The organism is Advenella sp. FME57 (genome assembly GCF_014897675.1).
Classification (GTDB): Bacteria; Pseudomonadota; Gammaproteobacteria; order Burkholderiales; family Burkholderiaceae_B; genus Advenella.
This window is the reverse complement of the sequence record NZ_JABUXU010000008.1, coordinates 1-25,287: the sequence shown is the minus strand read 5'-3', so window position 1 is coordinate 25,287 and position 25,287 is coordinate 1. Positions and strand designations below refer to the sequence as shown.

At 56.4% G+C, this 25,287-nt stretch carries 21 protein-coding genes and 1 pseudogene; 14 read left to right on the top strand and 8 right to left on the bottom strand.

The features are described from left to right. Positions 1–4: 4 nt before the first annotated feature. The 3 genes from INT32_RS10720 to INT32_RS10710 form a co-directional block, all read right to left on the bottom strand. Positions 5–928, bottom strand: a complete 924-nt coding sequence (locus INT32_RS10720; protein ID WP_370540218.1) for an ABC transporter permease subunit — start codon at positions 926–928, stop codon at positions 5–7. A gap of 7 nt (positions 929–935) precedes the next feature. Continuing rightward, positions 936–1,964 carry an ABC transporter permease subunit gene (locus INT32_RS10715; protein WP_193088725.1) on the bottom strand — a complete coding sequence of 343 codons (1,029 nt, stop codon included), beginning with the start codon at positions 1,962–1,964 and terminating at the stop codon, positions 936–938. A gap of 138 nt (positions 1,965–2,102) precedes the next feature. Then, positions 2,103–3,701 (bottom strand): ABC transporter substrate-binding protein, encoded by a 1,599-nt coding sequence (locus INT32_RS10710; protein WP_193088724.1) that lies wholly within the window; start codon positions 3,699–3,701, stop codon positions 2,103–2,105. Between the two features lie 500 nt (positions 3,702–4,201). Here INT32_RS10710 and INT32_RS10705 point away from each other — a divergent pair, with 500 nt between their 5' ends. Next, the gene (locus INT32_RS10705; protein WP_193088723.1) at positions 4,202–5,236 is read left to right on the top strand and encodes an alpha/beta fold hydrolase; all 1,035 of its coding nucleotides are present in this window, start codon (positions 4,202–4,204) and stop codon (positions 5,234–5,236) included. 182 nt (positions 5,237–5,418) lie between these two features. Here INT32_RS10705 and INT32_RS10700 read toward each other — a convergent pair whose 3' ends face one another. Next, positions 5,419–6,939: a fumarate hydratase gene (locus INT32_RS10700; protein ID WP_193088722.1), complete on the bottom strand. Its 1,521-nt coding sequence runs from the start codon at positions 6,937–6,939 to the stop codon at positions 5,419–5,421. Between the two features lie 24 nt (positions 6,940–6,963). Continuing rightward, a complete protein-coding gene (locus INT32_RS10695) occupies positions 6,964–7,731 on the bottom strand; it encodes a crotonase/enoyl-CoA hydratase family protein (protein WP_193088721.1) in 768 nt (255 codons plus the stop codon). Between the two features lie 159 nt (positions 7,732–7,890). Here INT32_RS10695 and glyQ point away from each other — a divergent pair, with 159 nt between their 5' ends. The 8 genes from glyQ (at position 7,891) to INT32_RS10655 (ending at position 16,388) form a co-directional block, all read left to right on the top strand. After that, positions 7,891–8,793 carry a glycine--tRNA ligase subunit alpha gene (glyQ, locus tag INT32_RS10690; protein ID WP_193088720.1) on the top strand — a complete coding sequence of 301 codons (903 nt, stop codon included), beginning with the start codon at positions 7,891–7,893 and terminating at the stop codon, positions 8,791–8,793. Beyond that, positions 8,790–10,925, top strand: coding sequence for a glycine--tRNA ligase subunit beta (glyS, locus tag INT32_RS10685; protein ID WP_193088719.1), 2,136 nt, complete (start codon positions 8,790–8,792; stop codon positions 10,923–10,925). The genes glyQ and glyS overlap by 4 nt, the downstream gene beginning before the upstream one ends. After that, a complete protein-coding gene (gene gmhB / locus INT32_RS10680) occupies positions 10,922–11,461 on the top strand; it encodes a D-glycero-beta-D-manno-heptose 1,7-bisphosphate 7-phosphatase (protein WP_193088718.1) in 540 nt (179 codons plus the stop codon). Before glyS ends, gmhB begins: the two co-directional genes overlap by 4 nt. 2 nt (positions 11,462–11,463) lie before the next feature. After that, the gene (locus INT32_RS10675; RefSeq protein WP_193088717.1) at positions 11,464–12,198 is read left to right on the top strand and encodes a 1-acyl-sn-glycerol-3-phosphate acyltransferase; all 735 of its coding nucleotides are present in this window, start codon (positions 11,464–11,466) and stop codon (positions 12,196–12,198) included. After that, on the top strand, positions 12,182–12,982 hold the full coding sequence (locus INT32_RS10670) for a M48 family metallopeptidase (RefSeq protein WP_193088716.1): 801 nt from the start codon (positions 12,182–12,184) through the stop codon (positions 12,980–12,982). Before INT32_RS10675 ends, INT32_RS10670 begins: the two co-directional genes overlap by 17 nt. A 311-nt stretch (positions 12,983–13,293) precedes the next feature. Next, complete coding sequence (gene gloA / locus INT32_RS10665; RefSeq protein ID WP_226816898.1) at positions 13,294–13,707, top strand: lactoylglutathione lyase; 414 nt, start codon at positions 13,294–13,296, stop codon at positions 13,705–13,707. A gap of 79 nt (positions 13,708–13,786) precedes the next feature. Next, on the top strand, positions 13,787–15,244 hold the full coding sequence (gene pyk, locus INT32_RS10660) for a pyruvate kinase (RefSeq protein WP_193088876.1): 1,458 nt from the start codon (positions 13,787–13,789) through the stop codon (positions 15,242–15,244). Then, on the top strand, positions 15,237–16,388 hold the full coding sequence (locus tag INT32_RS10655; RefSeq protein ID WP_193088714.1) for a glycerate kinase: 1,152 nt from the start codon (positions 15,237–15,239) through the stop codon (positions 16,386–16,388). The genes pyk and INT32_RS10655 overlap by 8 nt, the downstream gene beginning before the upstream one ends. Positions 16,389–16,598: 210 nt before the next feature. Here INT32_RS10655 and rsmA read toward each other — a convergent pair whose 3' ends face one another. From rsmA to INT32_RS22370, 3 genes are read right to left on the bottom strand one after another with little or no spacing between them, the layout of a single operon-like run. Then, on the bottom strand, positions 16,599–17,378 hold the full coding sequence (gene rsmA, locus INT32_RS10650; protein ID WP_193088713.1) for a 16S rRNA (adenine(1518)-N(6)/adenine(1519)-N(6))-dimethyltransferase RsmA: 780 nt from the start codon (positions 17,376–17,378) through the stop codon (positions 16,599–16,601). A gap of 12 nt (positions 17,379–17,390) precedes the next feature. Continuing rightward, positions 17,391–18,893, bottom strand: a complete 1,503-nt coding sequence (locus tag INT32_RS10645; protein WP_193088712.1) for a peptidylprolyl isomerase — start codon at positions 18,891–18,893, stop codon at positions 17,391–17,393. Next, positions 18,893–21,313 (bottom strand): LPS-assembly protein LptD, encoded by a 2,421-nt coding sequence (locus INT32_RS22370; protein ID WP_193088711.1) that lies wholly within the window; start codon positions 21,311–21,313, stop codon positions 18,893–18,895. The genes INT32_RS10645 and INT32_RS22370 overlap by 1 nt, the downstream gene beginning before the upstream one ends. 301 nt (positions 21,314–21,614) lie before the next feature. Here INT32_RS22370 and INT32_RS10635 point away from each other — a divergent pair, with 301 nt between their 5' ends. From INT32_RS10635 to INT32_RS10615, 5 genes and pseudogenes are all read left to right on the top strand, one after another. Continuing rightward, entirely contained in the window at positions 21,615–22,712 is a 1,098-nt protein-coding gene (locus tag INT32_RS10635) for an aminoglycoside phosphotransferase family protein (RefSeq protein WP_370540214.1), read from the top strand. Next, positions 22,712–23,407, top strand: coding sequence for an N-acetylmuramate alpha-1-phosphate uridylyltransferase MurU (murU, locus tag INT32_RS10630; protein ID WP_193088874.1), 696 nt, complete (start codon positions 22,712–22,714; stop codon positions 23,405–23,407). The genes INT32_RS10635 and murU overlap by 1 nt, the downstream gene beginning before the upstream one ends. A gap of 54 nt (positions 23,408–23,461) precedes the next feature. Continuing rightward, positions 23,462–24,169: a hypothetical protein gene (locus INT32_RS10625; RefSeq protein ID WP_193088710.1), complete on the top strand. Its 708-nt coding sequence runs from the start codon at positions 23,462–23,464 to the stop codon at positions 24,167–24,169. 86 nt (positions 24,170–24,255) lie between these two features. Next, a complete protein-coding gene (locus INT32_RS10620; protein WP_193088709.1) occupies positions 24,256–24,963 on the top strand; it encodes a response regulator in 708 nt (235 codons plus the stop codon). Further along, positions 24,960–25,287, top strand: a pseudogene (locus INT32_RS10615) (ATPase); the annotation flags it as partial. The gene INT32_RS10620 and the pseudogene INT32_RS10615, both read left to right, overlap by 4 nt.

Sequence of the window (25,287 nt, the reverse complement as noted above, 5' to 3'; positions counted from 1 at the left end):
ACTCCTACGCCGCGCGCTTCAGTTTGGGATCCAGCGCATCGCGCAAGCCATCGCCCATCAGATTGATGGCCAGTACCGTGAGCAGAATGGTCAGGCCGGGAAATGTGACAACCCACCAGGCGCTGGTAATGTAATTGCGCGCCGTGGCAAGCATTGTGCCCCATTCCGGCGCCGGCGGCTGCACGCCCAGCCCCAGAAAGCCCAGGGCTGCAATATCCAGGATGGCTGAGGAAAACCCCAACGTCGCCTGCACGATCAGCGGTGCCATGCAGTTGGGCAGCACGGCGATGAACATCAGGCGCAATACGCCAGCGCCGGTGACCCTGGATGCCATGACATAGTCTTTGCTCAGCTCGCTCATGGCCGAGGCCCGCACAATGCGCATGTAACCGGGCAAACCCACGACCGCAATTGCGATCATTGCATTTGTGATACCAGGACCGAGTACCGCCATGATTGCAATGGCCAGCAGCACCGATGGCAAAGACATCATGATATCGGCCATGCGCATAAGCACACGCCCTGCCGTATGCGGGAAAAAAGCCGCCAGCAGCCCAAGCAGAATGCCGGGCACCAGTGTGATAATCACTGCTGAAAAGCCAATGACCAGCGACAGCCGTGCACCATGCATCAGTCGTGAAAGAATGTCCCGCCCGGCTTCGTCGGTTCCCAACAGATAGGCGGCGCTACCGCCTTCCTGCCAGGCCGGCGGCTGCAGCATATGGTCGCGAAACTGCATCAAGGGGTCGTACGGAGCCAGCCACGGCGCCAGCGCGGCGGACAGAACCATGATGACCAGAAAACAGAAACCCGCGACCGCGCCCCGGTTGTTGGAAAAACTGTCGATAAACTCGCGCAGGGGCGACGGGTATGTGATGGCGCCAGCAGTTGCTGTACTGGTATCTGCCACAGAGAGTTGATTCATGATGTCGTCCTTATTTTGCATGACGGATCCGCGGATTGACAACGCCATAAATAATGTCTACCACCAGATTGACCAGGATGATCAGGACTGCCACAATCAACAGGCCATTTTGCACCACCGGATAGTCGCGCCGAAAAATGGCGTCGACCAGCCACTTGCCGATGCCCGGCCACGAGAAAATGGTTTCCGTCAGCACGGCCCCGCCAATCAAGCTGCTGATTTGCAGGCCAATCACCGTAACCACGGAAATCATCGCGTTGCGCAGCGTATGGACAAAGATGACACGTCTGGGCGACAGCCCTTTGGCCCTGGCGGTTCGAACATAATCTTCGCCCATGACTTCGAGCATCGAAGAGCGGGTCATCCGCGAGATGACCGCCAGCGGGATGGTACCCAGTACGACAGACGGCAGAATCAGGTGCATGACCGCATCCAGGAAAGCGCCGCTGTTGTATTCCGGATCCTGGATCTGCGCAATCACCGAATCGATCAACATGAAGCCGGTATAGGGCTGTACGTCATAGATCAGGCTGATGCGGCCAGAGACCGGCGTCCAGCCCAGATAGGACGAAAACAGCATGATCAGCATCAGGCCCCACCAGAAAATCGGCATTGAGTACCCGGTCAGCGATAGGCCCATGACCCCATGATCAAGGAATGTGCCGCGCTTGATGGCGGCCAGCACACCGAGCAAAATGCCGAAGACAGTGCCGAACAACAGGGCACAGATGCCCAGCTCCAGCGTGGCAGGAAACAAGGCCGCAAATTCTCCCCAGACACTGCTCTGGCTGGAAAAGGACTTGCCAAAATCACCCTGCAGCAAACCGCCCAGATAGTTCAAATATTGGATGTGCAGCGGCTGATCCAGCCCAAGCCGGGCCATGAGGGATTTGTACATTTCCGGGTCGACATTGCGTTCACCCAGCATCGTCATCACCGGATCACCGGGAATCATATGAATAAGAAGAAACGTCAGGATCGTGATACCGAAAAATGTCGGTATCAGAATCGCCAGACGCCTGAGAATAAAGGAAAACATGAGGCCAGCCTCCGTGGACACTCAGACCATATGAAATATGACCGGTTTATTGCACGTGTCCTGAAAATACAAATGGCAAAGCGAAAGCCACCCCGCTCGGGGCAGCCTTCGTTTTGACTCTTACGATAGGCGAAATCGTTATTTCAGACTGACGCCATAGAATTGAAAGAGGCCGAAAGGACTGATCTTGAAGCCTTCGACTTTCTTGTTCATGGGGACGTTCACAATCGATGTGCCGATAGGCGACATGGGCATCTGTTCATGGAAGATTTTCTGGGCTTCCTTATACAGCTTGGTGCGTTCCTGCTTGTCAGTTACGCGCTTGGCCTTGACCACCAGATCGTCAAACGGTTTATAGCAGAAGCGCGAATAGTTGACGCCGCCGACCGAATTGCACGACAGCAGGTTGCCCAGCCAATTGTCCGGATCACCGTTATCGCCGGTCCAGCCCACCATGATGGCGTCATGCGTGCCCTGTTTGGCGCGCTTGAGGTATTCGCCCCATTCATAGGTACTGATTTTGACCTTGACACCAATTTTGGCCCAGTCCGATTGAATCATTTCGGCCATCAGGCGGCCATTCGGGTTATAGGGACGCACCACGGGCAAAGACCATAGGCCCATGTCAAACCCGTTGGGGTAACCCGCTTGCGCCAGCAGCTCCTTGGCCTTGGCAACGTCTGTCGGACGGCTTTTAATGGTGTCGTCATAGGACCACTGGCTGGACGGCATGGGACCATCGGCCAGCACGCCCTGCCCGCCATAGACCGCCTTGATAATGGCCGGTTTGTTGATGGCCATGTCCAGCGCTATGCGTACCTCGGGTTTCTTTAATTGCTCTTTTTCAGTGTTGTAATAAATGAAACCCACGTTAAAGCCGGGATTGGACTGCACTTTCAGATTGGGATCCTGCTTGAGGCGTTCAACATCGGCCGGCAAGGGATACGAAGCCAGCTGGCACTCATTGGCCTTGAGCTTCTGGGCGCGTACAGAAGGATCTTTGGTGATGGCGAAAATCAGATTATCCACCAACGGACCTTCTGCCTTGTCCCAATAGTCTTTGTTGGCCTTGTAGCGAATCTGGGCATCTTTCTGATAACGCTCGAAAATAAACGGGCCGGTACCCAGCGGTTGCTGGTTGATCATCTCCGGTTTGCCGTCGGCAAGCAGCTTTTCCATATATTCCTTGGAATGAATAATGGCAAACGGCATGGCCATATTCTGTACAAAAGCGGCATCCACTTCGTTGAGCGTAAACTTGACCGTATTGTCATCCACTTTTTCCACCGACTTCAGGTTTTTGTCCATGCCCATATCGGTAAAGTATGGGAATTCCGTCGGATAGGCCTTGCGAAACGGATGGTCCTTGCTCATCATGCGCTCGAAGGTATACACCACGTCATCTGCAGTCAGCCCGCGCGTGGGGGTGAAAAAGCGCGACGTTTGAAACTTGACGCCCGGACGCAGATGGAAGGTGTACACCAGGCCATCTTCGGAAACATCCCATTTTTCAGCCAACGCAGGGATCACTTCGGTAGAGCCGCGTTCAAATCCCACCAGCCCGTTGTAGACTGTTTCGGCAGAGACATCGAAATCGGTACCGGCGCTGTATTGTGCTGTATCAAAACCGGCCGGACTGCCTTCTGAGCAATAGACCAGTGTGCCTGCCGCCTGCGCTGTTGTCGCAAGTCCACCGAGCAGGGCTATCAGAACCATGCGTGTCGCATTTATCTTCATTACAGTTCCTTTGAAAATAAGGTAAAAAGCCAGCCTCGTGCCGCAATAATGCGGAGGCTGACTTGAACAGCGCAAGGTTACAGAGGGCAGATAAGGGAAACAATTGGGAAATACCCAACCTTAAGACCCTCGCAAGGGAGTCATAAGACATCATTGTGTAACCAATTACAACTGCATAAGTTGGTTCGTTCTGCACCGGAGGTATTTGTATGCACCGTCGGAGAGTTTTATAGCTGTGCGCTCTTTCGCTACATCGGCTTGCGTATAAGCTTTCCGTCAGAAATCACCATCGCAATATACCTTGCACCAACCTTCGGCTGCACAAAGTAGACACAGATTAGGTTGCAGCGAATATCCACTACTCCTGACTTGCTCATGGCCAGGGCAGCTTATAATCGTTCGAAATAAATACTGACCCTGGTGTTGGCACACTCGTCAAGCGGCCGAGTGCATGGCGCAACGGGCGTTCACCGGGTATATGCCGCCAGAGGAGACAACACATGGGTAATTCAACGCGGGTTTTGGCGTGGGCGCTTCCAGCCATCGTACTATTGGCCGGATGCGCACAGACCGGCGGACTAAACGTAAAGGAAGTCGGCAGCTATCACATCGGTGGCGAACAGGTCACGCTCAAAGGCTTGCCAACCAAGAAAATGGTGTTCAGCCCGGGCTCGCCGCCGGTGACGCTGGATCCCAATGGCGATTTTGTCGCCGGGCAAATGTACACGCGTTACACCATCCTGGAAAAGCCGCGCGCCAGTGTGCCCATGTTGCTGTGGCACGGCGGTGGTCTGTCGGGAACGACGTATGAAACCAAGCCTGACGGCAAACCGGGCTGGGAAATGGATTTTCTGCGCGACGGCTGGAGTGTGTATGTGAGCGATGCGGTCGAACGCGGCCGCGCATCATGGGCGCGCTATCCTGAAATTTTCCAGGGCGAGCCCGTGTTCCGCACCAAAAAGGAAGCCTGGGAATTGTTCCGCATCGGCAAGACCTATGCGAGCGATCCGCAAGTGCGGCAAGCTATCCCTGGCACCCTGTTTCCAATTGCCGATTTCGACCAGTTCGCCAAGCAAAGCATACCGCGCTGGGCGACAAACGACGAGCGCACGCAGCAAGCCTATGACCAGTATGTGCAACAGGCCTGCCCATGCGTGATCGTTGTGCATAGCCAGGGTGGCAATTTTGCGCTGACATCGGCCCTGAAATACCCAGACAAAGTCAAGGCCGTGGTGTTGATCGAACCTAGCGGTTCGCCAGACCCGGACAAAACGGATCTGACACCCTTGCGTGATGTGCCGATGCTATGGGTATGGGGTGATTACATTCAGGACTACCCATTCTGGAAGCGCATCAAGGAAAGACAGGAAGGTTTCCGTGCCACATTGAACCGGGCCGGCGGCCACGGTGACCTGCTGGATCTGCCGGCGCAGGGAATTCACGGCAACAGCCACATGCTGATGATGGATACCAATTCCCGGCAAATATCAGGACTGATTCAGGATTGGCTAAAAACCCAGGGGCTGGTGCGTTGACGATAATGACAATCCTTTGCCTCAACCTCACGTGTGCCAGGCCCATTTATCCGGCCTGAACCGGCGGCCCCATGGCGGCGTTGGCAACGTCATAATGCCATCGGACGGATGATCCAAACAAAAACGGCCTGCAGCGCCAGGCTGCAGGCCGTTTTATTTCACCTGAATGAAGCTTCAATGCATCAGGCAGGGACCGGAATAATACCGATTTTTGCCTGCCACTCGCGCGGGCCCGTTTTGTGGACCGAGGTGCCGCTGGAGTCGACGGCAACTGTCACCGGCATATCCTTCACGTCAAATTCGTAAATCGCTTCCATGCCCAGGTCTTCGAACCCGACCACTTTGGCGCCACGAATGGCTTTCGATACCAGATAGGCCGACCCACCCACTGCCATCAGATAGGCAGAGCGATGATTCTTGATTGATTCGATGGCGACGGGACCGCGCTCGGCCTTGCCGATCATCGCGATCAGGCCGGTTTTTTCCAGCATCATGTCAGTGAACTTATCCATGCGGGTAGCCGTGGTTGGACCTGCAGGCCCCACCACTTCATCACGCACCGGATCCACCGGACCGACATAATAGATGACACGGTTGGTGAAATCGACAGGCAGCGGTTCGCCTTTTGCCAGCATGTCCTGAATGCGCTTGTGCGCCGCGTCGCGGCCGGTGAGCATTTTGCCGTTCAAGAGCAGCGTCTGGCCGGGCTCCCAGCTGGCCACTTCTTCTTTGGTCAGCGTATCCAGGTTCACCTGCTTGGAAGCATTGTAATCAGGGGCCCAGTGCACATCAGGCCAGTCGGACAGCGATGGCGGCGTCAGGTTCGCCACGCCCGATCCATCCAGTACAAAATGCACGTGGCGAGTCGCAGCGCAGTTAGGGATCATGGCGATGGGTTTAGAGGCCGCATGGGTCGGATAGGTATTGATCTTGATATCCAGCACCGTTGTCAGGCCGCCCAGGCCCTGAGCGCCAATGCCCAATGCATTCACTTTTTCGTACAGTTCGATCCGCAACGCTTCCAGTTTGTTTTGCGGACCACGGGCCAGCAGCTCGTACATGTCGATGTCTTCCATCAGCGACTGCTTGGCCATCAGCATGGCTTTTTCGGCAGTGCCGCCAACCCCGATGCCCAGCATTCCTGGCGGGCACCAGCCTGCTCCCATGAGCGGCACGGTTTTCAATACCCAATCCACGATGGAATCGCTGGGGTTGAGCATGGCGAACTTGGATTTATTCTCGGAACCGCCTCCCTTGGAAGCGACCTGTACATCAACCGTATTGCCCGGCACCAGTTCCACATGCAAAATACAGGGCGTGTTGTCCTTGGTATTTTTGCGCTCGAAAATCGGGTCGGACAATACCGAAGCACGCAGTTTGTTGTCCGTGTCCAGGTAACCGCGACGTACGCCTTCATCACAAGCCTCCTGCAGGGTACAGGACAGATCAAAGCGCACGTCCATGCCCACTTTCAGGAATACATTCACAATGCCCGTATCCTGGCAGATAGGACGCTTGCCCTCAGCGCACATGCGCGAGTTGGTCAGGATCTGGGCAATCGCGTCCTTGGCCGCCGCACTTTGCTCGCGTTCATAGGCACGGGCCAGATGCTGAATATAATCGGCCGGATGGTAGTAGCTGATGAACTGGATTGCATCTGCAATAGATTGGACCAGATCATCTTGTTTGATTACAGTTGTCATGATTAATGTATTTGCTAGTAAAAGTTACCTGCCCTTCCAGACGGGCGGACGTTTTTCGGCGAAGGCAGTCGCGCCTTCCTTGGCATCTTCCGATGAAAAAATGTGGGCCATGCGGGGGTTCTGCAGGGCAAACATATCGTCTGAGCGCCAGTCCTGGGACTCGGTCACGATCTGCTTGACCGTGCGAACCGCCAGCGGCCCGTTTGCAGCGATCTTCTCTGCCAATTTTAACGCAGCTTCCAGTGCCGTGCCGGGTTCCACCAGATCGTTGACCAAACCGAGCTCGTGAGCGCGTTTTGCGGCAATCATATCGCCAGTCAGCAGGGCTTCCATGGCGACGTGGTACGGCAGCCGGCGTGGCAGGCGCAACATGCCGCCCGATCCGGGGACCAGACCACGCTTGACTTCGGGCAGCCCGAAACTGGCGTTATCGGCGGCGACAATCAGGTCGCAGGCCAGGGCCAGCTCAAACCCGCCGGCCAGCGCATAGCCTTCAACGGCGGCAATCAGCGGCTTGGCCGGTGGCGCTTCGGCCAGCCCGCCCAGCCCGCGTCCCGGAACCACCGCACGGCGCTGGGTACGGGCAAATTCCTTCAGATCCATGCCAGAGCAAAAGGTATTGCCTTCACCGCGCAAGATACCGACGGTCAGATTGTCATCGGCGTCAAGCCGGTCCAGCGCATCGGCCAGCGCAAATGAAGTGTCGTAGGTGAGCGCGTTGCGCGCCTCGGGACGATTGATCGTCAGAATAAGGACGCGACCACGTATTTCAGACTTGATTAATTCAGACATGAGATCTCCAGACTGCCATTTTCGGGATACCAGAACTTTAAATCATTCCGCGCGCAAAATCCGCCCATATGGTTGCCATCTTGCAAGAAACAGCCGAATACCGCAGCAAATCCGTTAAAATCGGCGATTCAGCTTTTTCTAATTATCTTGAGTCCGTCCATGCTAACTTTTCAGCAGATTATCCTGAAACTCCAGGAATACTGGGATACCCAAGGTTGCGCGCTGCTGCAGCCCTACGATATGGAAGTGGGAGCCGGTACATCGCACACTGCCACGTTTCTGCGCGCCATCGGGCCCGAGCCGTGGCACGCTGCCTATGTGCAACCGTCGCGCCGCCCCAAGGATGGTCGCTATGGCGAAAATCCGAACCGCCTGCAGCATTATTATCAATACCAGGTTGTCCTCAAGCCGGCGCCGCCGGATATTCTGGACCTGTACATCGGCTCTCTTAAGGCACTGGGCATCAACCCACAGGAGCATGACATCCGCTTCGTCGAAGACGATTGGGAAAACCCCACACTCGGCGCCTGGGGACTGGGCTGGGAAGTCTGGCTCAATGGCATGGAAGTGACCCAGTTTACGTATTTCCAACAGGTGGGCGGCCTGGACTGCCCTGCCACCCTGGGTGAAATCACGTACGGCCTGGAACGGTTGGCCATGTATCTGCAGGATGTGGAAAGCGTTTACGACCTGGTGTGGACCTTGCGACCCAATGGTGAAAAAGTGCTGTATCGCGATGTGTTCCACCAGAACGAAGTGGAACAGTCGACCTACAACTTTGAATATGCCAATACCGATATGTTGTTTGCGCATTTTAACGACTACGAAAAAGAAGCCGCCCGTCTGGTCGAGATTCCGCTGGCCCTGCCTGCGTATGAATCGGTCCTGAAGGCTGCCCACACATTCAATATGCTTGACGCGCGCGGCGCCATCAGCGTAACGGAACGCGCTGCCTATATCGGCCGCATCCGCAATCTGTCGCGCAAGGTCGCCCAGGCCTACTATGATTCACGCGAGCAACTCGGCTTCCCTATGCTCAAGAATAACAAGGCAGTATCATGAATTCGCCCTTACTTGTTGAACTGTTTACCGAAGAACTACCACCGCGGGCCCTGCAAAAACTCGGACAGACGTTCGCCGACAGCCTCGCGCAGGCTCTGGCCAAACAGCATTTGCTGGGTCCCGACAATGTGACCCAATGCTATGCGACCCCGCGCCGGCTGGCAGCGCAGTTAAGCAGCGTACTTGCGGTCGCTGCCGACCAGCCGTTTTCCGAAAAACTCATGCCTGTCAAAGTGGGCCTGGATGCAAATGGCCAGGCCACGCCCGCCCTGCAGAAAAAACTGGCGGCGAAAAATCTGTCGCACCTGACGCCGGCAGAACTTGCCCGTGAATCCGATGGCAAGCAGGAATACCTGGTTGCCCATGGCACCGCTGCCGGTGCGCAATTGCAAAATGTGCTGCAGGCCGCCATTGAATCGGCATTGGCAGACCTGCCCATTCCCAAGGTCATGCGTTATCAATTGGCCGACGGCCAGACAAGCGTACGTTTTGTGCGGCCGGTCCATGGCCTGGTCGTGCTACACGGCAGTACAGTGTTGCCCGTCACCATTCTGGGTATCGAAGCCGGCAACAGCACACACGGCCACCGCTTCATGAGCGAAGGCCCCATCACCCTGGCCCATGCAGATGACTATGAAGCGACGCTGGCTGACAAAGGCCGTGTCATCGCCTCTTTCGAAGCGCGCCGCACCGCCATCCGCCAGCAGCTTGATGAGTCCGTAAAAACGCTGGGCGCCTCGCTGGGGGACGAAGCAGAGGTAACGCCGCTACTGGACGAGGTGACTGCCCTGGTTGAACACCCGACCGTTTATGTCGGGCAATTCGATGAGAAATTTCTGGCTGTGCCGCAGGAATGCCTGATTCTGACTATGCGTCTGAATCAGAAGTATTTTCCGCTGTTCGATCCGGCCAGCGGCAGACTGATCCACAAATTCCTGATCGTCAGTAATATGCACGTGGCCGATCCGCATCATATTATCCAGGGCAACGAACGGGTAATCCGCCCCCGCCTGGCCGATGCCGAATTCTTTTTCGAGACCGATAGAAAGCTGCCACTGGCCTCGCGTGTTGCGCAACTGGACAATATCGTCTATCACAACAAGCTCGGTTCCCAGCATGACCGTATCGAACGTCTGCGTCGCATCAGTTCGCGCCTTGCCGAGGACCTGAACGCCAAAGTCGCCCTGGCCGACCGCGCAGCGCAGCTTGCCAAGGCCGATCTGACTTCTAATATGGTTGGGGAGTTTCCCGAGCTGCAAGGTATCATGGGCGGCTACTACGCCCAGGCCGATGGCGAGCCCGCTCAAGTGGTCCAGGCGCTCAACGGCCAGTACCGCACACGGTTCGATACCCCCGTCAACGACGATAACCTGATCTCGGCCATCCTGTTCATTGCCGAACGCATTGAAACGCTGGTCGGCATCTGGGGCATCGGGTTGCAGCCTTCAGGTGAACGCGACCCGTTCGGGCTGCGCCGCGCGGCGCTGGGCATTATCAGTGCGGTTGAGCAGCTGGCGGCCGGCGGCTATCTGGCCGCCGCACCAGCGAACCCAACACGCTTTAATCTGCCGGCGTTGCTGGCTTTTGCCATGGGCACCTTCAACGCCGGCACGCTGCATTCGGATACGGCAGACGAGGTGCTGATCTATATCTATGAACGATATCGCAATCAGCTCAGCGGCAACTATGCAAAATCCGTGGTGGATGCAGTGATCGCCGTGCAGCCTGCGCTGCAGGAAGTGGCCGCAAGGATCAAGGCCGTAACGGCGTTTGCCCAATTGCCGGAAGCAGAAAGCCTGGCCGCGGCCAACAAACGAATCGGCAATCTACTGAAAAAAACCGAAGGCAGCCTGCCTGCCATTGAGCCGTCCCTTTTCACCGAACCTGCCGAAAAAGCACTGTACGATGCGCTGCATGGAATCGAAGCAGCGGCGCACGCGGACGCTGCCCAGGGACATTTTGAGAAAAGCCTGGCGGCGGTGGCGCAAACCCGCAGTGCCGTAGATGACTTCTTTACCCATGTGATGGTGATGGCCGATGACCCGGCCGTTCGCAACAATCGCCTGGCCTTGCTGTCGCAACTGCACGCCACCATGAATCTGGTGGCCGATATTTCAAGGCTGGCCCAATGAAGCTGGCCATTCTTGATCGCGACGGCGTCATCAACGAAGATCGGCCGGATTTCATTAAATCTGCCGATGAATGGGTGGCCCTGCCCGGCAGTCTTGAAGCCATTGCCCGTCTTAGCCGCGCCGGCTGGAAGGTGGTCGTGGCCACCAATCAGTCTGGCCTGGGACGAGGGCTATTCACGCCCGATGACCTGACCGCCATTCACCAGAAAATGCAACAGCAACTGGCTGCGTTGGGTGGCCACATTGACGCTATTTTCATGTGCCCGCATCTGCCGGATGCCGGATGCAGCTGCCGCAAGCCACTGCCCGGCATGTTCCTGGAAATACTCAAACGCTATGATGCACCTGCCCACGAAGTCGTGTGTGTCGGCGATTCCCTCAGGGATATCACCGCTGCACATGTAGCTGGATGCCAGACCTGGTTGGTGGAAACTGGCAACGGACAGAAGACCCGCAACGACCCCGGTCTGCCCGAATCAGTACAAATCAGGCCTACCCTGGCCGATGTGGTCGAAAGCTGGCTTACGGAATCCTGATCATGCTCTTTTTGCGCTCTATTCTTTTTCTGCTTTTTCAGGCAGTAACCGTTGTACCCTACGCCATCGGCTGCATGCTGGTATTGCCGCTGCCCTTTATCTGGCGCTATCGCTATACCGCAGGCTGGCCACGCATGGTGATTTGGGCTGCCAAAATATTTGTCGGCATTCGCTACGAAATAAAAGGCCTGCACCATGTCCCCGATGCACCGGTTATTTATCTGAGCAAGCATCAATCTACCTACGAGACCATGTTTTTTGCCTGGTTTCTGCGCCGGCCGGCTTGCTTCGTCTATAAAAAGGAACTCAATTACATTCCTTTTTTTGGCTGGGGCCTGGCCAGTCTGCGCAATATAGCCATCAATCGGCAGAAAGGGAAAAATGCCATGCAGCAGGTCATGGAAATCGGCACCCAGCGCCTGGCCGAAGGCCGCTCTCCCGTACTCTTTCCCGAAGGAACACGCATCCCGCCGGGTCAGGCCGGCGCCTACAAGCTGGGCGGCACACGACTGGCCGTCCATGCCAACACGCCGATCATTCCGGTCGCGCATAATGCCGGGGAGTGCTGGCCCAAAAAACCGTTCACCAAAAAACCGGGCGTGGTTACCATTTCCTTTGGCCCGCCAATTGAACCGGCAGGCAGGACGCCAGACGAAGTCATGAAAGAGGTGCGTGACTGGATCGAAGGTGAAATGCGTGTGCTCAATCCCGAACGCTATCATGACGTCGCAGTCTGAACTATTCCGTACGTCTACTCCAAGCCTGCCCGAGGGCGCACGCCTGCGCAACGTGGCAACCTTACACGGGCTCATTACCTTTACCCTGGCACGCAGCAGACGCCGCAGTATCGGCTTTGTGATCGGCAGTGAGGGCTTGCGCGTGACGGCGCCCTACTGGGTCTCGCTGAAGCAGATTGACGAGGCCGTGCTGGAAAAAGCCGAGTGGATCCAGAAGAAACTGGACTTCTGGCGCCAGCGCAACGCAACGGCCGACCAGGCTCAACAGTCCTGGCTTGCTTGCACACAACTTCCGTATCTGGGCGCGACTATTACAATTGACATTGATGCTGGCGCGCACCAGGCACGCTTTGATGGCGAGCACTTTCATCCCCAGATCCAGGACACGCTTTGGCTTGCCTTGCCCGCCAATGCCAGTGCAGAACAGCGGCGCGCCGCCGCAGCCCACTGGCTGCAGACGCAGGCGCAACAATATTTTGACCTGCGCATCCACGCGCTTGCGACCAATGCGGGCCTGCAGTTTAAAGCATGGCGGCTGTCGCGCGCCCGCGCCCGCTGGGGCTCGTGCAATAGCAGTGGCAGCATTCGCCTTAACTGGCGGCTGATCCACTTCACACCGGATATCATTGACTATGTCATCGCGCATGAACTTGCCCACTTGAAGCAGATGAACCACAGCGCGCGATTCTGGCAACAAGTCGGCATCATCCTGCCGGGCTACGAAGCGGCCATGCAGAAACTAAAAACGACCGACATGTCCACCCTGCCCACCCTGCAAGCCTGACACGCAACGCGAGGGCCGCCCGATCTTCATTTACAGGGCGATTGCACCCGCCCCTTCCTGTCCCGTCCCGCATTGCACCGTGATCATTTGAACGGGCAATGGAATGCTGCGACCTGCCTGCCTTTTGCCGTCGAAGTCGCAGCGATGCACCGTCTGCGAACACCGGCATATGACAATTGCAAAACCGCCGCCACGGGCGGGCAAACGGCCATCCAAACTCACTGGCGGGCCGGCTGCGCGCACGACGATCGTGTATGATAGAAACTCGCGTCCACGGGACGCAAACACATCATCATTATTACGAGGACACCATGCAATTTCTACACACCATGTTACGCGTCGGCGACCTGGAACGATCCATTGAATTCTATACAAATGTTATCGGTATGAAACTGCTGCGACGCTCGGAAAATCCCGAATACCAATACAGCCTGGCCTTCCTGGGTTTTGAAGCCAACCCCCATCAGGCCGAACTGGAACTGACCTATAACCATGGCGTTTCCGAATACGATATGGGCGATGCCTATGGCCACATTGCAATCGGCGTACCCGATGCCCATGCTGCCTGTGAGGCCGTCAAGCAGGCCGGTGGCAACGTCACACGTGAAGCCGGACCGGTCAAGGGTGGTACAACGGTTATCGCGTTTGTGCAGGACCCTGACGGATATAAAATCGAATTGATCGAGAGAAAAAATTTGACTGCAGCCGGCACCGGCCTGCGTTGAATTCAGCCGTTTATCGCAGATAGCATAACGGCTGCCCGCCGTTGAGTCCGCCCGAGGAATCGCCTACATGACTAAGCAGATTAGCACCAGACGTCGTACCAAGATTGTTGCCACACTGGGCCCCGCCACCACATCCGAAGCCCAGATCGAAGCCATGATTCTGGCAGGCATGAACGTTGCCCGCTTTAATTTTTCGCACGGCGACGCACAAGACCACCGCGAACGCGCCCGGATCATTCGCAAGCTGGAATCCAAGCTTGATGTGCATATTGCGATTATGGGCGACTTGCAGGGCCCGAAAATCCGGATCGCCCGCTTCGAAAACCAGAAAATCGTGCTGGAACAGGGCCAGGAATTCATCCTGTCCAACGACTATCCTTATGACAAGGGCACAGCACAAATCGTTGGTATCGATTATCCCGAACTGGTTACCGATTGCCGACCGGGTGATGAATTGCTGCTCGACGATGGCCGGATCGTACTTGAAGTGGTGCGAATTGAAGGGCAAAACGTCTACACGACTGTCACCTCCGGTGGCGAGCTGTCCAACAACAAGGGCATCAATCGCCGCGGTGGCGGACTGTCCGCACCAAGCCTGACAGAAAAAGACAAGGCTGATATTGTGCTGGCGGCAGAGATCGGCGTCGATTTTGTCGCCGTTTCTTTTCCGCGCTATGGACGGGATATGGAAGAAGCCCGGCGCCTGGTCCAGGAGGCCGGCAGTTCGGCCTGGATCGTTGCCAAGATCGAGCGGGCCGAAGCAGTTGCCGATGACCAGGCCCTGGACGAGCTCATTACCGCCAGTGACGGCGTCATGGTTGCGCGCGGAGACCTGGGCGTGGAAGTGGGCGACGCCGAGCTGGTCGGCATCCAGAAAAAGATCATTCGCCACGCGCGCACCCTCAATAAATTTGTGATTACCGCCACGCAAATGATGGAATCGATGATCAATCACCCGTTCCCGACCCGCGCCGAAGTTTCCGATGTCGCCAATGCCGTGCTCGATTACACCGATGCCGTCATGCTGTCGGGTGAAAGCGCATCGGGCCTGTACCCAGTGGAAACGGTCAAGGCCATGGCGCGTATCTGCGTGGGTGCCGAAAAACACCCAACCACCACGCAATCGCGCCACCGGCTTGGCGAAACGTTTACACGCTTCGATGAAACCATCGCGCTGGCCGCCATGTACGCGGCCAACCATTTTCACCAGGTGCGTGCCATTATCTCGCTAAGCGAAAGTGGCCATACGCCGCTTATCATGTCGCGTATTCGTTCGGGGGTTCCCATTTACTGCCTCACACCGCATGACAGCACCCGCAACCGCGTTGCCATTTTCCGTGGCGTGTACCCGGTCGACTTTGATCCGGCCGCAGTCAAGGAGACCGATGTCGCACGGGCCGCGATGGCGCAACTGCTGAAATATCAACCACTCGATCGCGGCGATTGGGTGCTGCTCCTGCAAGGGGACCACTATGGCGTGATCGGGGCAACCAACAGCATGAAACTGCTTTGTATGGATGATTTTCTTGATGACTGAACCGCTTTATATCGTGATAGCCCCGGACTCGTTCAAGGAGAGCCTGTCCTCGTCCGGGGTGGCCCAGGCCATTGCCGATGGCATCAAAACAGTGGCTCCTGATGCCACCCTGGTACTGATGCCAATGGCCGACGGCGGTGAAGGAACCGTTGAAGCCATCGCTGGCAGTACCGGTGCCCCGCTGCAAACGCTGGACACCGTCAATGCGCTGGATGAACCGATTACAGCTGCCTGGATCATGCTGCACGACGACACCGCCGTAATTGAAATGGCCAGCGCGGCAGGACTGGAACAGATTACCGAAGACAAACGCGATGTACGACGCGCCAGCACCTATGGGCTGGGTCAACTGGTCTCTGCCGCCCTGGATCACGGCGCCCGGCGGATTGTGCTGGGCCTGGGCGGGTCTGCCACCAATGATGCCGGCACCGGCCTGCTCTGCGCGCTGGGCATCCGGTTCCTGGACAAGGCCGGCAATCCACTGAAACAGGGGCCTGCTGCCCTTTACGAACTGGCAGCCATTGATCTGTCCGGCCTGGATCCCCGGGTTGCCAAGACCGAATGGCTGATCGCCTCAGATGTCAACAACCCCTTGTGCGGCGAGCACGGCGCTTCAGCCATCTTCGGTCCCCAAAAAGGCGCCAGCGCGGATGACGTGCAGTTTCTGGATGCGGCACTGAGCCACTTTGCTGATATGACGGCGCAGGCGACCGGCCATGATGTGCGCGAGCAGCCCGGCGCCGGCGCTGCCGGAGGGCTGGGCTTTGCGGCACTGGCCTATCTGAAAGCGGTGTTCAAGCCAGGCGTGGAGGTGGTGGCGGAATATGCGGGTCTGGACGAACACATACAAAAGGCCGATCTGGTCATTACCGGCGAAGGACGGCTGGATGCACAAACCCTGCGCGGCAAGACCATCGCCGGTATTGCCGCCCTGACCCAAAAGCATCAGGTGCCACTGATCGCACTGGCCGGCTCATTGCATGAAGACTTCGCCAAAGTCTATGATGGCGGTATTACTGCGGCGTTCAGCCTGCCCGGCGGGCCCATGTCGCTGAAAGATACCATGCAGCAGACCCGACAGCTGCTGATGCAGCGTAGCCGGGACATTGTCGCGGTTTTTCTGGCGGGGCGTCGCGCCCGGTAAGAACACGGTGCGCAGGCACACGATTGGAAGGAATGCGCCTGCCCGCTTTCGCTGTGCAATACCGCAGACCAACGCAGCAGAACGATATCGCTGCGCAATGTCGCTAAGCAATGCTGTAAACAATTGAAAAGTCAGATCAGCCCTTGTGGCTGCAGATCGGCAACGGTGCAGATCTATGGCTCAACAGGTTGCGTCCTGCGACACGGGTTGTCAGGCCAGTACGCCCTGCTCAACCAGATAATCAGCCAGGCGGATATAGTCGGCCACCGACAGTTCTTCTGCCCTGGCGGTCTCTTTGATATTAACCTGAACCCAGTCTATCTGCCAGTCTGCCAACACCCGTCGCAACATTTTTCGCCGTTGTGAAAACGCCCGCGCCACCACCTGAGAGAAGGCGCGTTCACTTTTTGCCTGCGCGCGCGTTTGCGGCAAAGGCACCATGCGCACGATAGCCGAGGTTACCTTGGGCGGCGGGTCAAATGCTTCGGGCGGCACATCAAACAGATGCTGCATATCGTAGCGCACCTGCAGCATGACCGAAAGCCTGCCGTAATCGCCCTCACCTGGAAGGGCCACCATGCGCGCGATGACTTCTTTCTGCAGCATGAAATGCTGATCGCGAACATGATCGGCAAACGCGACCAGATGAAATAGCAATGGGCTGGAAATATTGTAGGGAAGATTGCCGACAATGCGCAGGTCCTTGCCGAAAGCGGCAAAATCCACCTTCAGGGCGTCGGCCTCATGCACCGTCAGCCGCTCCGGGGCAAAGCGCTTGCGCAGGCGCGCAGCCAGATCGCGATCAATCTCGATCACATCCAGATGCGCAACGCGGTCATGCAACGGCCCGGTGAGCGCAGACAGGCCCGGTCCGATTTCGATAACCGTTTCGTCTCGCGCAGGGCTGACCGCCCGCACAATGGATTCGATCACACTTTCATCGGTCAGGAAATTCTGACCGAAACGCTTGCGGGCCTGATGGACTGCCATTCTTATTCTGCTCTAGGGCTTACTTTTCTGTTGCGTCAGACGGTTGTCAATATACGCTTTGGCACGCAACTGTTGCAGCCAGTCTTCATAGACAGGTTCAGCACGTTTCTGGAAAAGCGATTGACGCGCCAGGTTACGGCGGATTTCGGGCTTTTTGTCCGAGCTGCGACGATCCTCGACCATGATCAGATGCCAGCCAAACTGCGAACGCACGGGCGCACTAAGCTGACCGGGTTGCAGGGCGCCCATGGCCTTCTCGAACGCAGGATCGGAAACGCCTGGCGGAATCCAGCCGATTTCCCCGCCCAGTGGCGCTGAAGTGTCCTGCGAGAATTTCTTGGCCGCATCATCAAATGACATGCCGCCTTCGATCTGATTGCGAACGTCATTGATTTTTGCACGGGCCTGCTGATCGGAGAAGACCGGCGTAATTTTGACCAGAATATGTTTGACCTTGCTCTCGGTAATGTTCACCGGTCCCTGCTGCTTGGCCATCTTTTCAATAGGGGGTACCGGTGGCGGTGGCGGCGCCGGCGGCTGCACGGTCACGACCCGCTTGTTTTCCTGGACCAGACCACGACGCTCTACTACCTTGAGAATGTGAAAACCATTGGGCGCCTTGAAAACGCCGGTGGTTCGTCCATCCGATACTTTTTTCGTGACGCTCACAAACAGCGATGGCCAGTCTTCGAACATGCGGATACCCAGGTTACCGCCGGATGCCGCTTCGGGACCGTCGGAATATTCCTTGGCGACGCTTTCAAAGCTAGACCCGCGGCGCAGCTTTGCCATCGCCGCATCTGCTTTCTTGCGCGCGGCGGCAACGACATCCTCTGGCGAGTTATCGGGCACGCGAATATAAATATGCTGCAGGGCAACCGCCTTGGGAACAAACGAGCGCTCGACCACCACTTGCTTTTGCGGTGGCGGCTTGGGCTGATTTTGCCTTTCGGCTTCCCGGCCAGGCAAAATACCTGTCGGATTCTGTTTCAGAAACGCATCAATATCGGATTCGTTCACATTGACACGACTCTGGATAATCTGGGTGCGCAACTCTTCCATAACCATTTCATTACGAAGATTACGAATATAGTCATTCCAGTTCAAGCCCATCTGCTCGATCGCCGGCCGCAACTTTTCGGGCGATAGGTTGTTGCGCTGAGCAATATTGGCCATGGCCTGCGACAATTGTGCATCAGTAATCTTGATGCCATATTGCTCGGCATCCTGACGCATGAGTTTTTCGTCAATCATCGCCTGCAATACCGTCTGCTGGGCCTGGTTCTGACCGCCGGTGGTCACGCGATTGCTGGCCATCCTTTGCTGCAACTCGCGCATGGTAATGATTTCATTATTGACCACGGCCGCAATACCATCAGCGAACTGCCCTGGCGTACGCTGCTGTGAAGCCCCGGTTTTTTTTGCCTGCTGCGCCTGCGCGACCGGCGGCACAACAATAAAAATAGCGGGGATGGCGAGAGCAACTGCTGTTCGCATGAAACCCAATTTACGCATTATTCATACCTTTCAAATGATGTCCTGGCCGGAACGGGGGTGTTGACACTTTCGTATCCGGGCACATTCTGTCTTAACAAGTCCATAGGATCTTTCCCGACCGAGCCCAACCCTGCCAATTCCAACTGAAAGAATATAGCAGAATTCGAATCCTGTTTCGAAACGGCGTAACGTTTCAAAACAACTCGCCCGGTCCAGCAGCAGTCGCCTTTATACTCGACACCCAGAATATGCTGGGTGACACGGCTTTCCTTGAGGGAATAATCAACCCTGCCCACACCGTACAGCTTGCTGGTAAAGGGCCACTGGCCGGCAAAGCTGACTGTTTCCTTGCCCTGCAACTGGTAGGACAGCGGATTGCCCTGGTTGATATCGTTGCGCTCTTCATCCGCATACGGATCCCGCTGGTAACGGTAGGAAAGCGAGAGCGTTGTCAGCCGCTTGGGCGTCCATTTTGCTGCAGCATAGACCTGGGTTGTCTTGCCCTGATACGGGTCGATCTGCAAGGCAGCCTGGGTCGTAAATTTATTGGTCAGCGCCGCTTCGGCGCCGAAAATCCAGTCAGACTTGGTGCCAATACGCGGAGATTCAAACGGCAGGGTTACGCGTTGCGAATCAAAATACACGCGCTGCGCCACTTGCAATGCAAGGCGTTGAAAGCCGGTGTCCCGGTCAAACCAGCGCGAAGTCAAACCCAGTGTAACCTGATTGGCGTTATTGATTCGATCCCATCCCCCGTTATAGCGGTTTTCCGAAAAGGCGCTGGCAAATCCGAACTGACTCACATCAGTGTCAAAAACGGGGATATCGCTCTGGTCCTGATAAGGAATGTACAGATAATAGAGCCTCGGCTCCAGGGTCTGTGTAGACGGATAACCGAAAAGCGTGGTGTCACGCTCGAACGTCATGCCGGCATCCAGGGACACAATGGGCAGTACGCGAGATACCGAACGCCGCTGGTTGCCGCTTTGGCTGAAGAACGAATGCTGGCCATAACGCGTATACCAGTCGGTTTCGTATTGGGAAGCATGCAGGCCGATTTTGGGAGTGATGTACCAGCCGGGCCTGACAATCGGGTAGCTTAAGGTGGAATACGACATAAAGCGCGTTCCATCCGGACGCAAATGCCCTTCTGTCTGATCAATGATCTCATCGCTCAGTTTGGAGCCAAAATACGTGGGATATTCAAATCGCGTCAGCGTATTAGTAGTTTCCATATCCAGGCCATGCCAATCAAAACGCGCGCCATGGACCCGCAATTCCGGCACTTTCTCGTACTGGCCATAAATGTCGGTCGTCGTGGCGTCCTGCAATGTCTGGTATTTCTGGATCTGCAGATAACCATCCCAATATTTGTAACCAGAAAATCCGAGCGTGACATTACGGTTCAGATAGGTCTTGTCCGCCTGGGTGATGGTAGTCATATCCGTAAAGTCACGGTAGTAATCATCATCAGAGACGGCGTTCCAGTCTACCGATAGATTAAAATTGAGCCCCAGCACGGACCCGAGCGATTGCAGGTGCCGCCAGGAAAACATCCAGCGGGACCGATCCAGCTCGTTGTCCCTGTGCATATAGGCACCGGTCATCGTACCGGAATAATTCGGCTGCAGATAACGGAACTCTGCGCCCAGCTGCGCACCGCGTTTGCTGAGGTAACGCGGGGTCAGCGTCAAATCATACTGTGGCGCCAGGTTGATGAAATACGGGACAGAAAGATCCAGACCACTGCGCGAGGTCATGCCGTAAGTCGGCGTCAGAAAACCGGTTTTTTTCTCTGCCCGGATCGGGAAGGTCAGATACGGCGACCACATCACCGGCACGCCTTTGATATACAACGTGCCGTCTTCGGCGATCCCTTCGTTCTCATCGTTATACAGATCGACGTTGCTCGAACGGATCTGCCAGAACGGCTCGTCGCAGTTGCAGCCGCTGTACGTCGCATCCTTCAGGTTGACATGATTGTCGTCAATGATATTGGCCTGGCTGGCCTGGCCCTGGCCACCGGTGGCCAGACTGTATACCGGCGACGTAATGGTGCCGTTCACCTTGTCGATGTTATAGCGCAGTCCCGGGCCGGTGATCAGATTGCCGTCGCGAAACAGACGGGCATTGCCAAGTGCCGTTACCGTGCCGGTGCTTCGGTCATAGTTGATGGTATCGGCCTTCAGAATGGCATCAGGCCGGCGGATCTGCGACTTGCCATCCAGAGTAATGGTATTGGTGTTGTTGGTGATGTCCGCACGTGCGCTATCGGTGAACGTGACGATCTCATCGTTGTTGAGCGCCGGACTGGTGAGCATCGGCGATACATACAGCCGTGGCGCAGATGTCTGGCCCACTCCGGGCACCGAAACACCGGTCTGGGCAAAAGCAATCGGGGATACGGTCAGAAGAAATAGGTGACAGATCTTTCGCACTGTGCTTTTTACCGGAAATAATTGAAGAAACCTGTCCTGTTACCCTGTTTCCCGGGACTGAGACGGGAAAAGCATACTGCAACATGCATCGCCAGGCGATCGGGTCTTGTCAGACTCCCTAATGATGCAGGACAAACCAGAGGATACCGCATAAAATATCGGTAACCTGCAGTTTTTACATTAGCCCGTTATTATAGTTATCTAGTGCAGGCAACGGCAATGCCCGCCCGATTTACCGAAATAAAAATCAGAATCGGGCCCAACCCACTGATATCACATACCTTTTTCACGACAAGCATTCATGACGACGTCCGCAGCTCCTTCCCCTTCCTCCGGCAGTTCCCCAGAAGCCATGACCGATACCTCTGTGAACGATACCCGCTACGCACTGGTGCAGACCTGGCTGGCCCCGATTGCAGCAAAATACGGCATTCGCACCGACAGCCTGCGCCCTGCATCCAGCGACGCCAGCTTTCGCCGGTACTTCCGGGTGGATACGGACTCGGACAGCCTGATCATCATGGATGCCCCTCCGGCCCATGAGGACTGCCGCCCGTTTGTGGATATTGCCACGCGCCTGGATCAGGCGGGACTGAACGTGCCGAAAATTCTGGAGGCGCAGCTCGACCAGGGCCTGCTGCTGTTGAGCGATCTGGGCCACGATACCTATTACCAGCGCATTGTGAACGGGATGGATGACGCGACCCTGCAGGCGCACTACCTAAGCGCGCTACAGGCGCTGGTCAGGATGCAGCAGGTGCCGTCTGATCAACTCCCCTCCTACGACAGCGTCAAGCTGCGCGAAGAACTGTCCCTGTTTCCCGACTGGTATGTGGCGCGCCACTGCAACATCGAACTATCCGATCAGGAACGCGCGGCGCTGGACACGATTTTCGATAACCTGTCGGCGCATAATGCCCGGCAGGCGATCTGCTTTGTCCACCGCGATTTCCATTCACCAAACTTGATGATCAACGACCATCCGGAAAACGGCGCCGGCCCGGGCATCATTGATTTTCAAGATGCCGTGTGCGGTCCTGTTTCCTACGATCTGGTGTCGCTGGTCATGGATGCACGTACCACCTGGGAAGAACCCCGGCAACTGGACTGGGCCATCCGTTACTGGGAACAGGCCAAAAAGGCCGGCATTCCGGTTCCCGCAGACTTCGCCGACTTCCACGTTGACTACGAATGGATGGGATTGCAGCGCAATTTACGCATCCTGGGCGTTTTTGCCCGACTCTCGATTCGCGACGGGAAATCCCATTACCAGCAGCATATACCGCGGGTCAATGCCTACGTACGTCAGGTCGCCGCCCGCTACAGTACCTTCCGTCCGCTGCTAAGGCTGCTGGACCGCCTGGACAACATCGAAACGAAAGTAGGATATACATTTTGATTCAAACCATGATTCTTGCGGCAGGACGCGGCGAACGCATGCGCCCGCTGACCGATACCCTGCCCAAGCCCCTGCTGCCCGTCAACGACAAGCCGCTGATTGTTCACCATCTGGAACGCCTGGCGGCCGTCGGCATCACCGATATCGTCATCAACCATGCCTGGCTGGGCGAACGCCTGGAAGCCGAACTGGGCGATGGCAGCCAGTTTGACGTGGCGATCCAGTACTCCCGTGAAACCACCGCGCTGGAAACCGCCGGCGGCATCGCCCATGCCCTGCCGCTGCTGGGCGATCAACCGTTTCTGGTGATCAACGGCGATGTCTGGTGCGACTGGAACCCCATGCAGGCCGTCAGCGTGGTCAACAGACTGCACGACTCTCCGACCCAGGCGTGGCTTCTGATGGTGGATAATCCCGAGCATCATCCCGAAGGCGACTTCCGCCTGGATACGCAAGGCTATCTGAGCCCCCGTCAGAACGGCGACGCCGCCCTGACCTACGCCGGTATAGGCGTATTTCACCCCAGCCTGTTCCGCAATATCGACAATGGACAACCGGCGCCGCTGGCGCCGCTGCTGCGCATGGCGATGGCGACCCGTTCGGTGGAAGGCTATCATTACACCGGCAACTGGACCGATGTCGGCACGCCTGCACGTCTGGCCGAACTTGACCGGCAACTGCGCACCGTCTGCTAAATTGTCAGTGGAAAATGTACAATACAGTACTGTTGATATTCGGATGAAACACCCATGTTTGGATCTTCCAAAAGAGCCACCTTCAAGCCTTCTGTTTTTGAAACAAGCAGCCGTCGTCGTCATCGCCGCATGCCACCATGGGTGGGCATCCTCTTTACCGGCGTTATCATTGGCGCCGGCGGCTACTGGTTTTTGCAGACCAATTACGGCCCCAAGCGCCTGAGCCTGGACGAATCCAATAAACTGACGAGCGAAGTTTCGTCGCTCTCGACCGATCGCCAGCAGTTGCAATCACAACTGGAATCGGTCACACAGCAACGCAACGCTCTCCAGTCGCAGTTGGAATCGCAGACCGAAGCACTGAACAACGCCCAAAGCCAGGTCAAAGATCTGGCCAACAATCTGACGCTGCTCAAAAAAGTCATTCCGGCAGACCCAAGCGGGAGTGCACTTGGTATTCGCGTTGGCGAATTCAGCGGCCCGATGGGCAAGCTTGACTACAGCATGCTGCTCATGAAGAAAAATGAACAGGATCCCGATCTCCAGGCGTCCATCGAATTTGCAGTCAATGGCCGCTACCGCAATGGCCGTTCCGGTACCGCCGAACTGGATCCGATCATGCTTGACGTAGCCGATTTCCAGCAGGCAGCCGGAACACTGGAAATCCCCCCCACAATGACTGCTCGCCGGGTTACGGTTAAAATCACAGATGTGGCAACCGGAAAGGTTTTAACCACACGCACTTTCCAGGTCAGCCGTTAATGCACTGAGCAAACCGCCGATCTTTCTGATTTCATTGTATTTCGGCCGCTTGCGCTCCTTTCCACCCTTTGGCAAGATGAGGCACTATGGACAAGCAACTGATAAAAATTCTCGTCGTCGATGACGATCCTGCCCTGCGCCAGCTTCTCGCGGAATATCTGAACCGTCACGGTTACGATACCCTGCTTGCACCCGACGCCAGTGATATTACCCAGCGTATAACCAAATTCTCACCTGACCTGATCGTGCTGGACCGCATGCTGCCCGGTGGCGACGGTGTGGAAACCTGCCGCAGGCTGCGTGCCCAGAATGAAGACATTCCGGTCATTCTGCTCACAGCCAAGGACGAAACGGCAGATCGCATTATCGGTCTCGAATCCGGCGCCGACGACTATCTTGGGAAACCCTTTGACCCGCGCGAACTGCTGGCACGTATTGAAACCGTACTGCGGCGTAAAAAAGGCGCCTCGGCGTTGGTCAAGGAAACACCGGTGCATTTCGGCCCCTTTACCTTTGATCCGGCCCGGCGCCAGTTGTTCAAAGACAATGTTCAGGTCAAGCTGACCGGGGGTGAAATCAATCTGCTCGAAGCCCTGGTCAAAAACTCTGGCAAACCGTTGTCCCGTGAACGTCTGCTTGCACTGGCACGCGATGACGACGAAGGCGAACGCAATGACCGCGCCATTGATATCGCCATTCTGCGTCTGCGTCGCGCCGTCGAAGACGATCCCAAAGACCCGCGCTGGATTCAGACTGTCTGGGGCATTGGCTACCGATTCTCTCCTGACGCATGATAAAACCTTCGCTGTGGCCGCGCTCCTTGCGGCTGCAGATGATCCTCTTCATTCTTGGCACTGTGATTCTGGTGCAGCTTGGCAGCTTCACAGTCGGCAATTATATCAAGGAACGTTTCCTGGAAGATATCGTTGTCAATTACCTGTCTACCACCATCCGTACGCTACGCTCAGCCGTATCGCAGATTCCTGAAAACCGCCGCGCCGATTTCATTATCGAGGCATCCCAAAAACGCTGGTACCTGCTTTCGCGCGCCGACCCCTATGCCAATCGGCGACGCCGCGGTGGCACACTCGACAATCCCATCGCACCACCCCCCCCCC

What these genes read in the sequence shown, in the direction of transcription:
- glyS (WP_193088719.1), top strand. Translation starts at nt 8,790, where the DNA reads ATGAATTCGCCCTTACTTGTTGAACTGTTTACCGAAGAACTACCACCG.
- INT32_RS10675 (WP_193088717.1), top strand. Translation starts at nt 11,464, where the DNA reads ATGCTCTTTTTGCGCTCTATTCTTTTTCTGCTTTTTCAGGCAGTAACC.
- gloA (WP_226816898.1), top strand. Translation starts at nt 13,294, where the DNA reads ATGCAATTTCTACACACCATGTTACGCGTCGGCGACCTGGAACGATCC.
- gmhB (WP_193088718.1), top strand. Translation starts at nt 10,922, where the DNA reads ATGAAGCTGGCCATTCTTGATCGCGACGGCGTCATCAACGAAGATCGG.
- INT32_RS10645 (WP_193088712.1), bottom strand. Translation starts at nt 18,893, where the DNA reads ATGCGTAAATTGGGTTTCATGCGAACAGCAGTTGCTCTCGCCATCCCC.
- glyQ (WP_193088720.1), top strand. Translation starts at nt 7,891, where the DNA reads ATGCTAACTTTTCAGCAGATTATCCTGAAACTCCAGGAATACTGGGAT.
- INT32_RS10695 (WP_193088721.1), bottom strand. Translation starts at nt 7,731, where the DNA reads ATGTCTGAATTAATCAAGTCTGAAATACGTGGTCGCGTCCTTATTCTG.
- INT32_RS10710 (WP_193088724.1), bottom strand. Translation starts at nt 3,701, where the DNA reads ATGAAGATAAATGCGACACGCATGGTTCTGATAGCCCTGCTCGGTGGA.
- INT32_RS10620 (WP_193088709.1), top strand. Translation starts at nt 24,256, where the DNA reads ATGGACAAGCAACTGATAAAAATTCTCGTCGTCGATGACGATCCTGCC.
- INT32_RS10655 (WP_193088714.1), top strand. Translation starts at nt 15,237, where the DNA reads ATGACTGAACCGCTTTATATCGTGATAGCCCCGGACTCGTTCAAGGAG.
- INT32_RS10715 (WP_193088725.1), bottom strand. Translation starts at nt 1,964, where the DNA reads ATGTTTTCCTTTATTCTCAGGCGTCTGGCGATTCTGATACCGACATTT.
- INT32_RS10705 (WP_193088723.1), top strand. Translation starts at nt 4,202, where the DNA reads ATGGGTAATTCAACGCGGGTTTTGGCGTGGGCGCTTCCAGCCATCGTA.
- INT32_RS10635 (WP_370540214.1), top strand. Translation starts at nt 21,615, where the DNA reads ATGACGACGTCCGCAGCTCCTTCCCCTTCCTCCGGCAGTTCCCCAGAA.
- INT32_RS10670 (WP_193088716.1), top strand. Translation starts at nt 12,182, where the DNA reads ATGACGTCGCAGTCTGAACTATTCCGTACGTCTACTCCAAGCCTGCCC.
- INT32_RS10625 (WP_193088710.1), top strand. Translation starts at nt 23,462, where the DNA reads ATGTTTGGATCTTCCAAAAGAGCCACCTTCAAGCCTTCTGTTTTTGAA.
- INT32_RS10700 (WP_193088722.1), bottom strand. Translation starts at nt 6,939, where the DNA reads ATGACAACTGTAATCAAACAAGATGATCTGGTCCAATCTATTGCAGAT.
- rsmA (WP_193088713.1), bottom strand. Translation starts at nt 17,378, where the DNA reads ATGGCAGTCCATCAGGCCCGCAAGCGTTTCGGTCAGAATTTCCTGACC.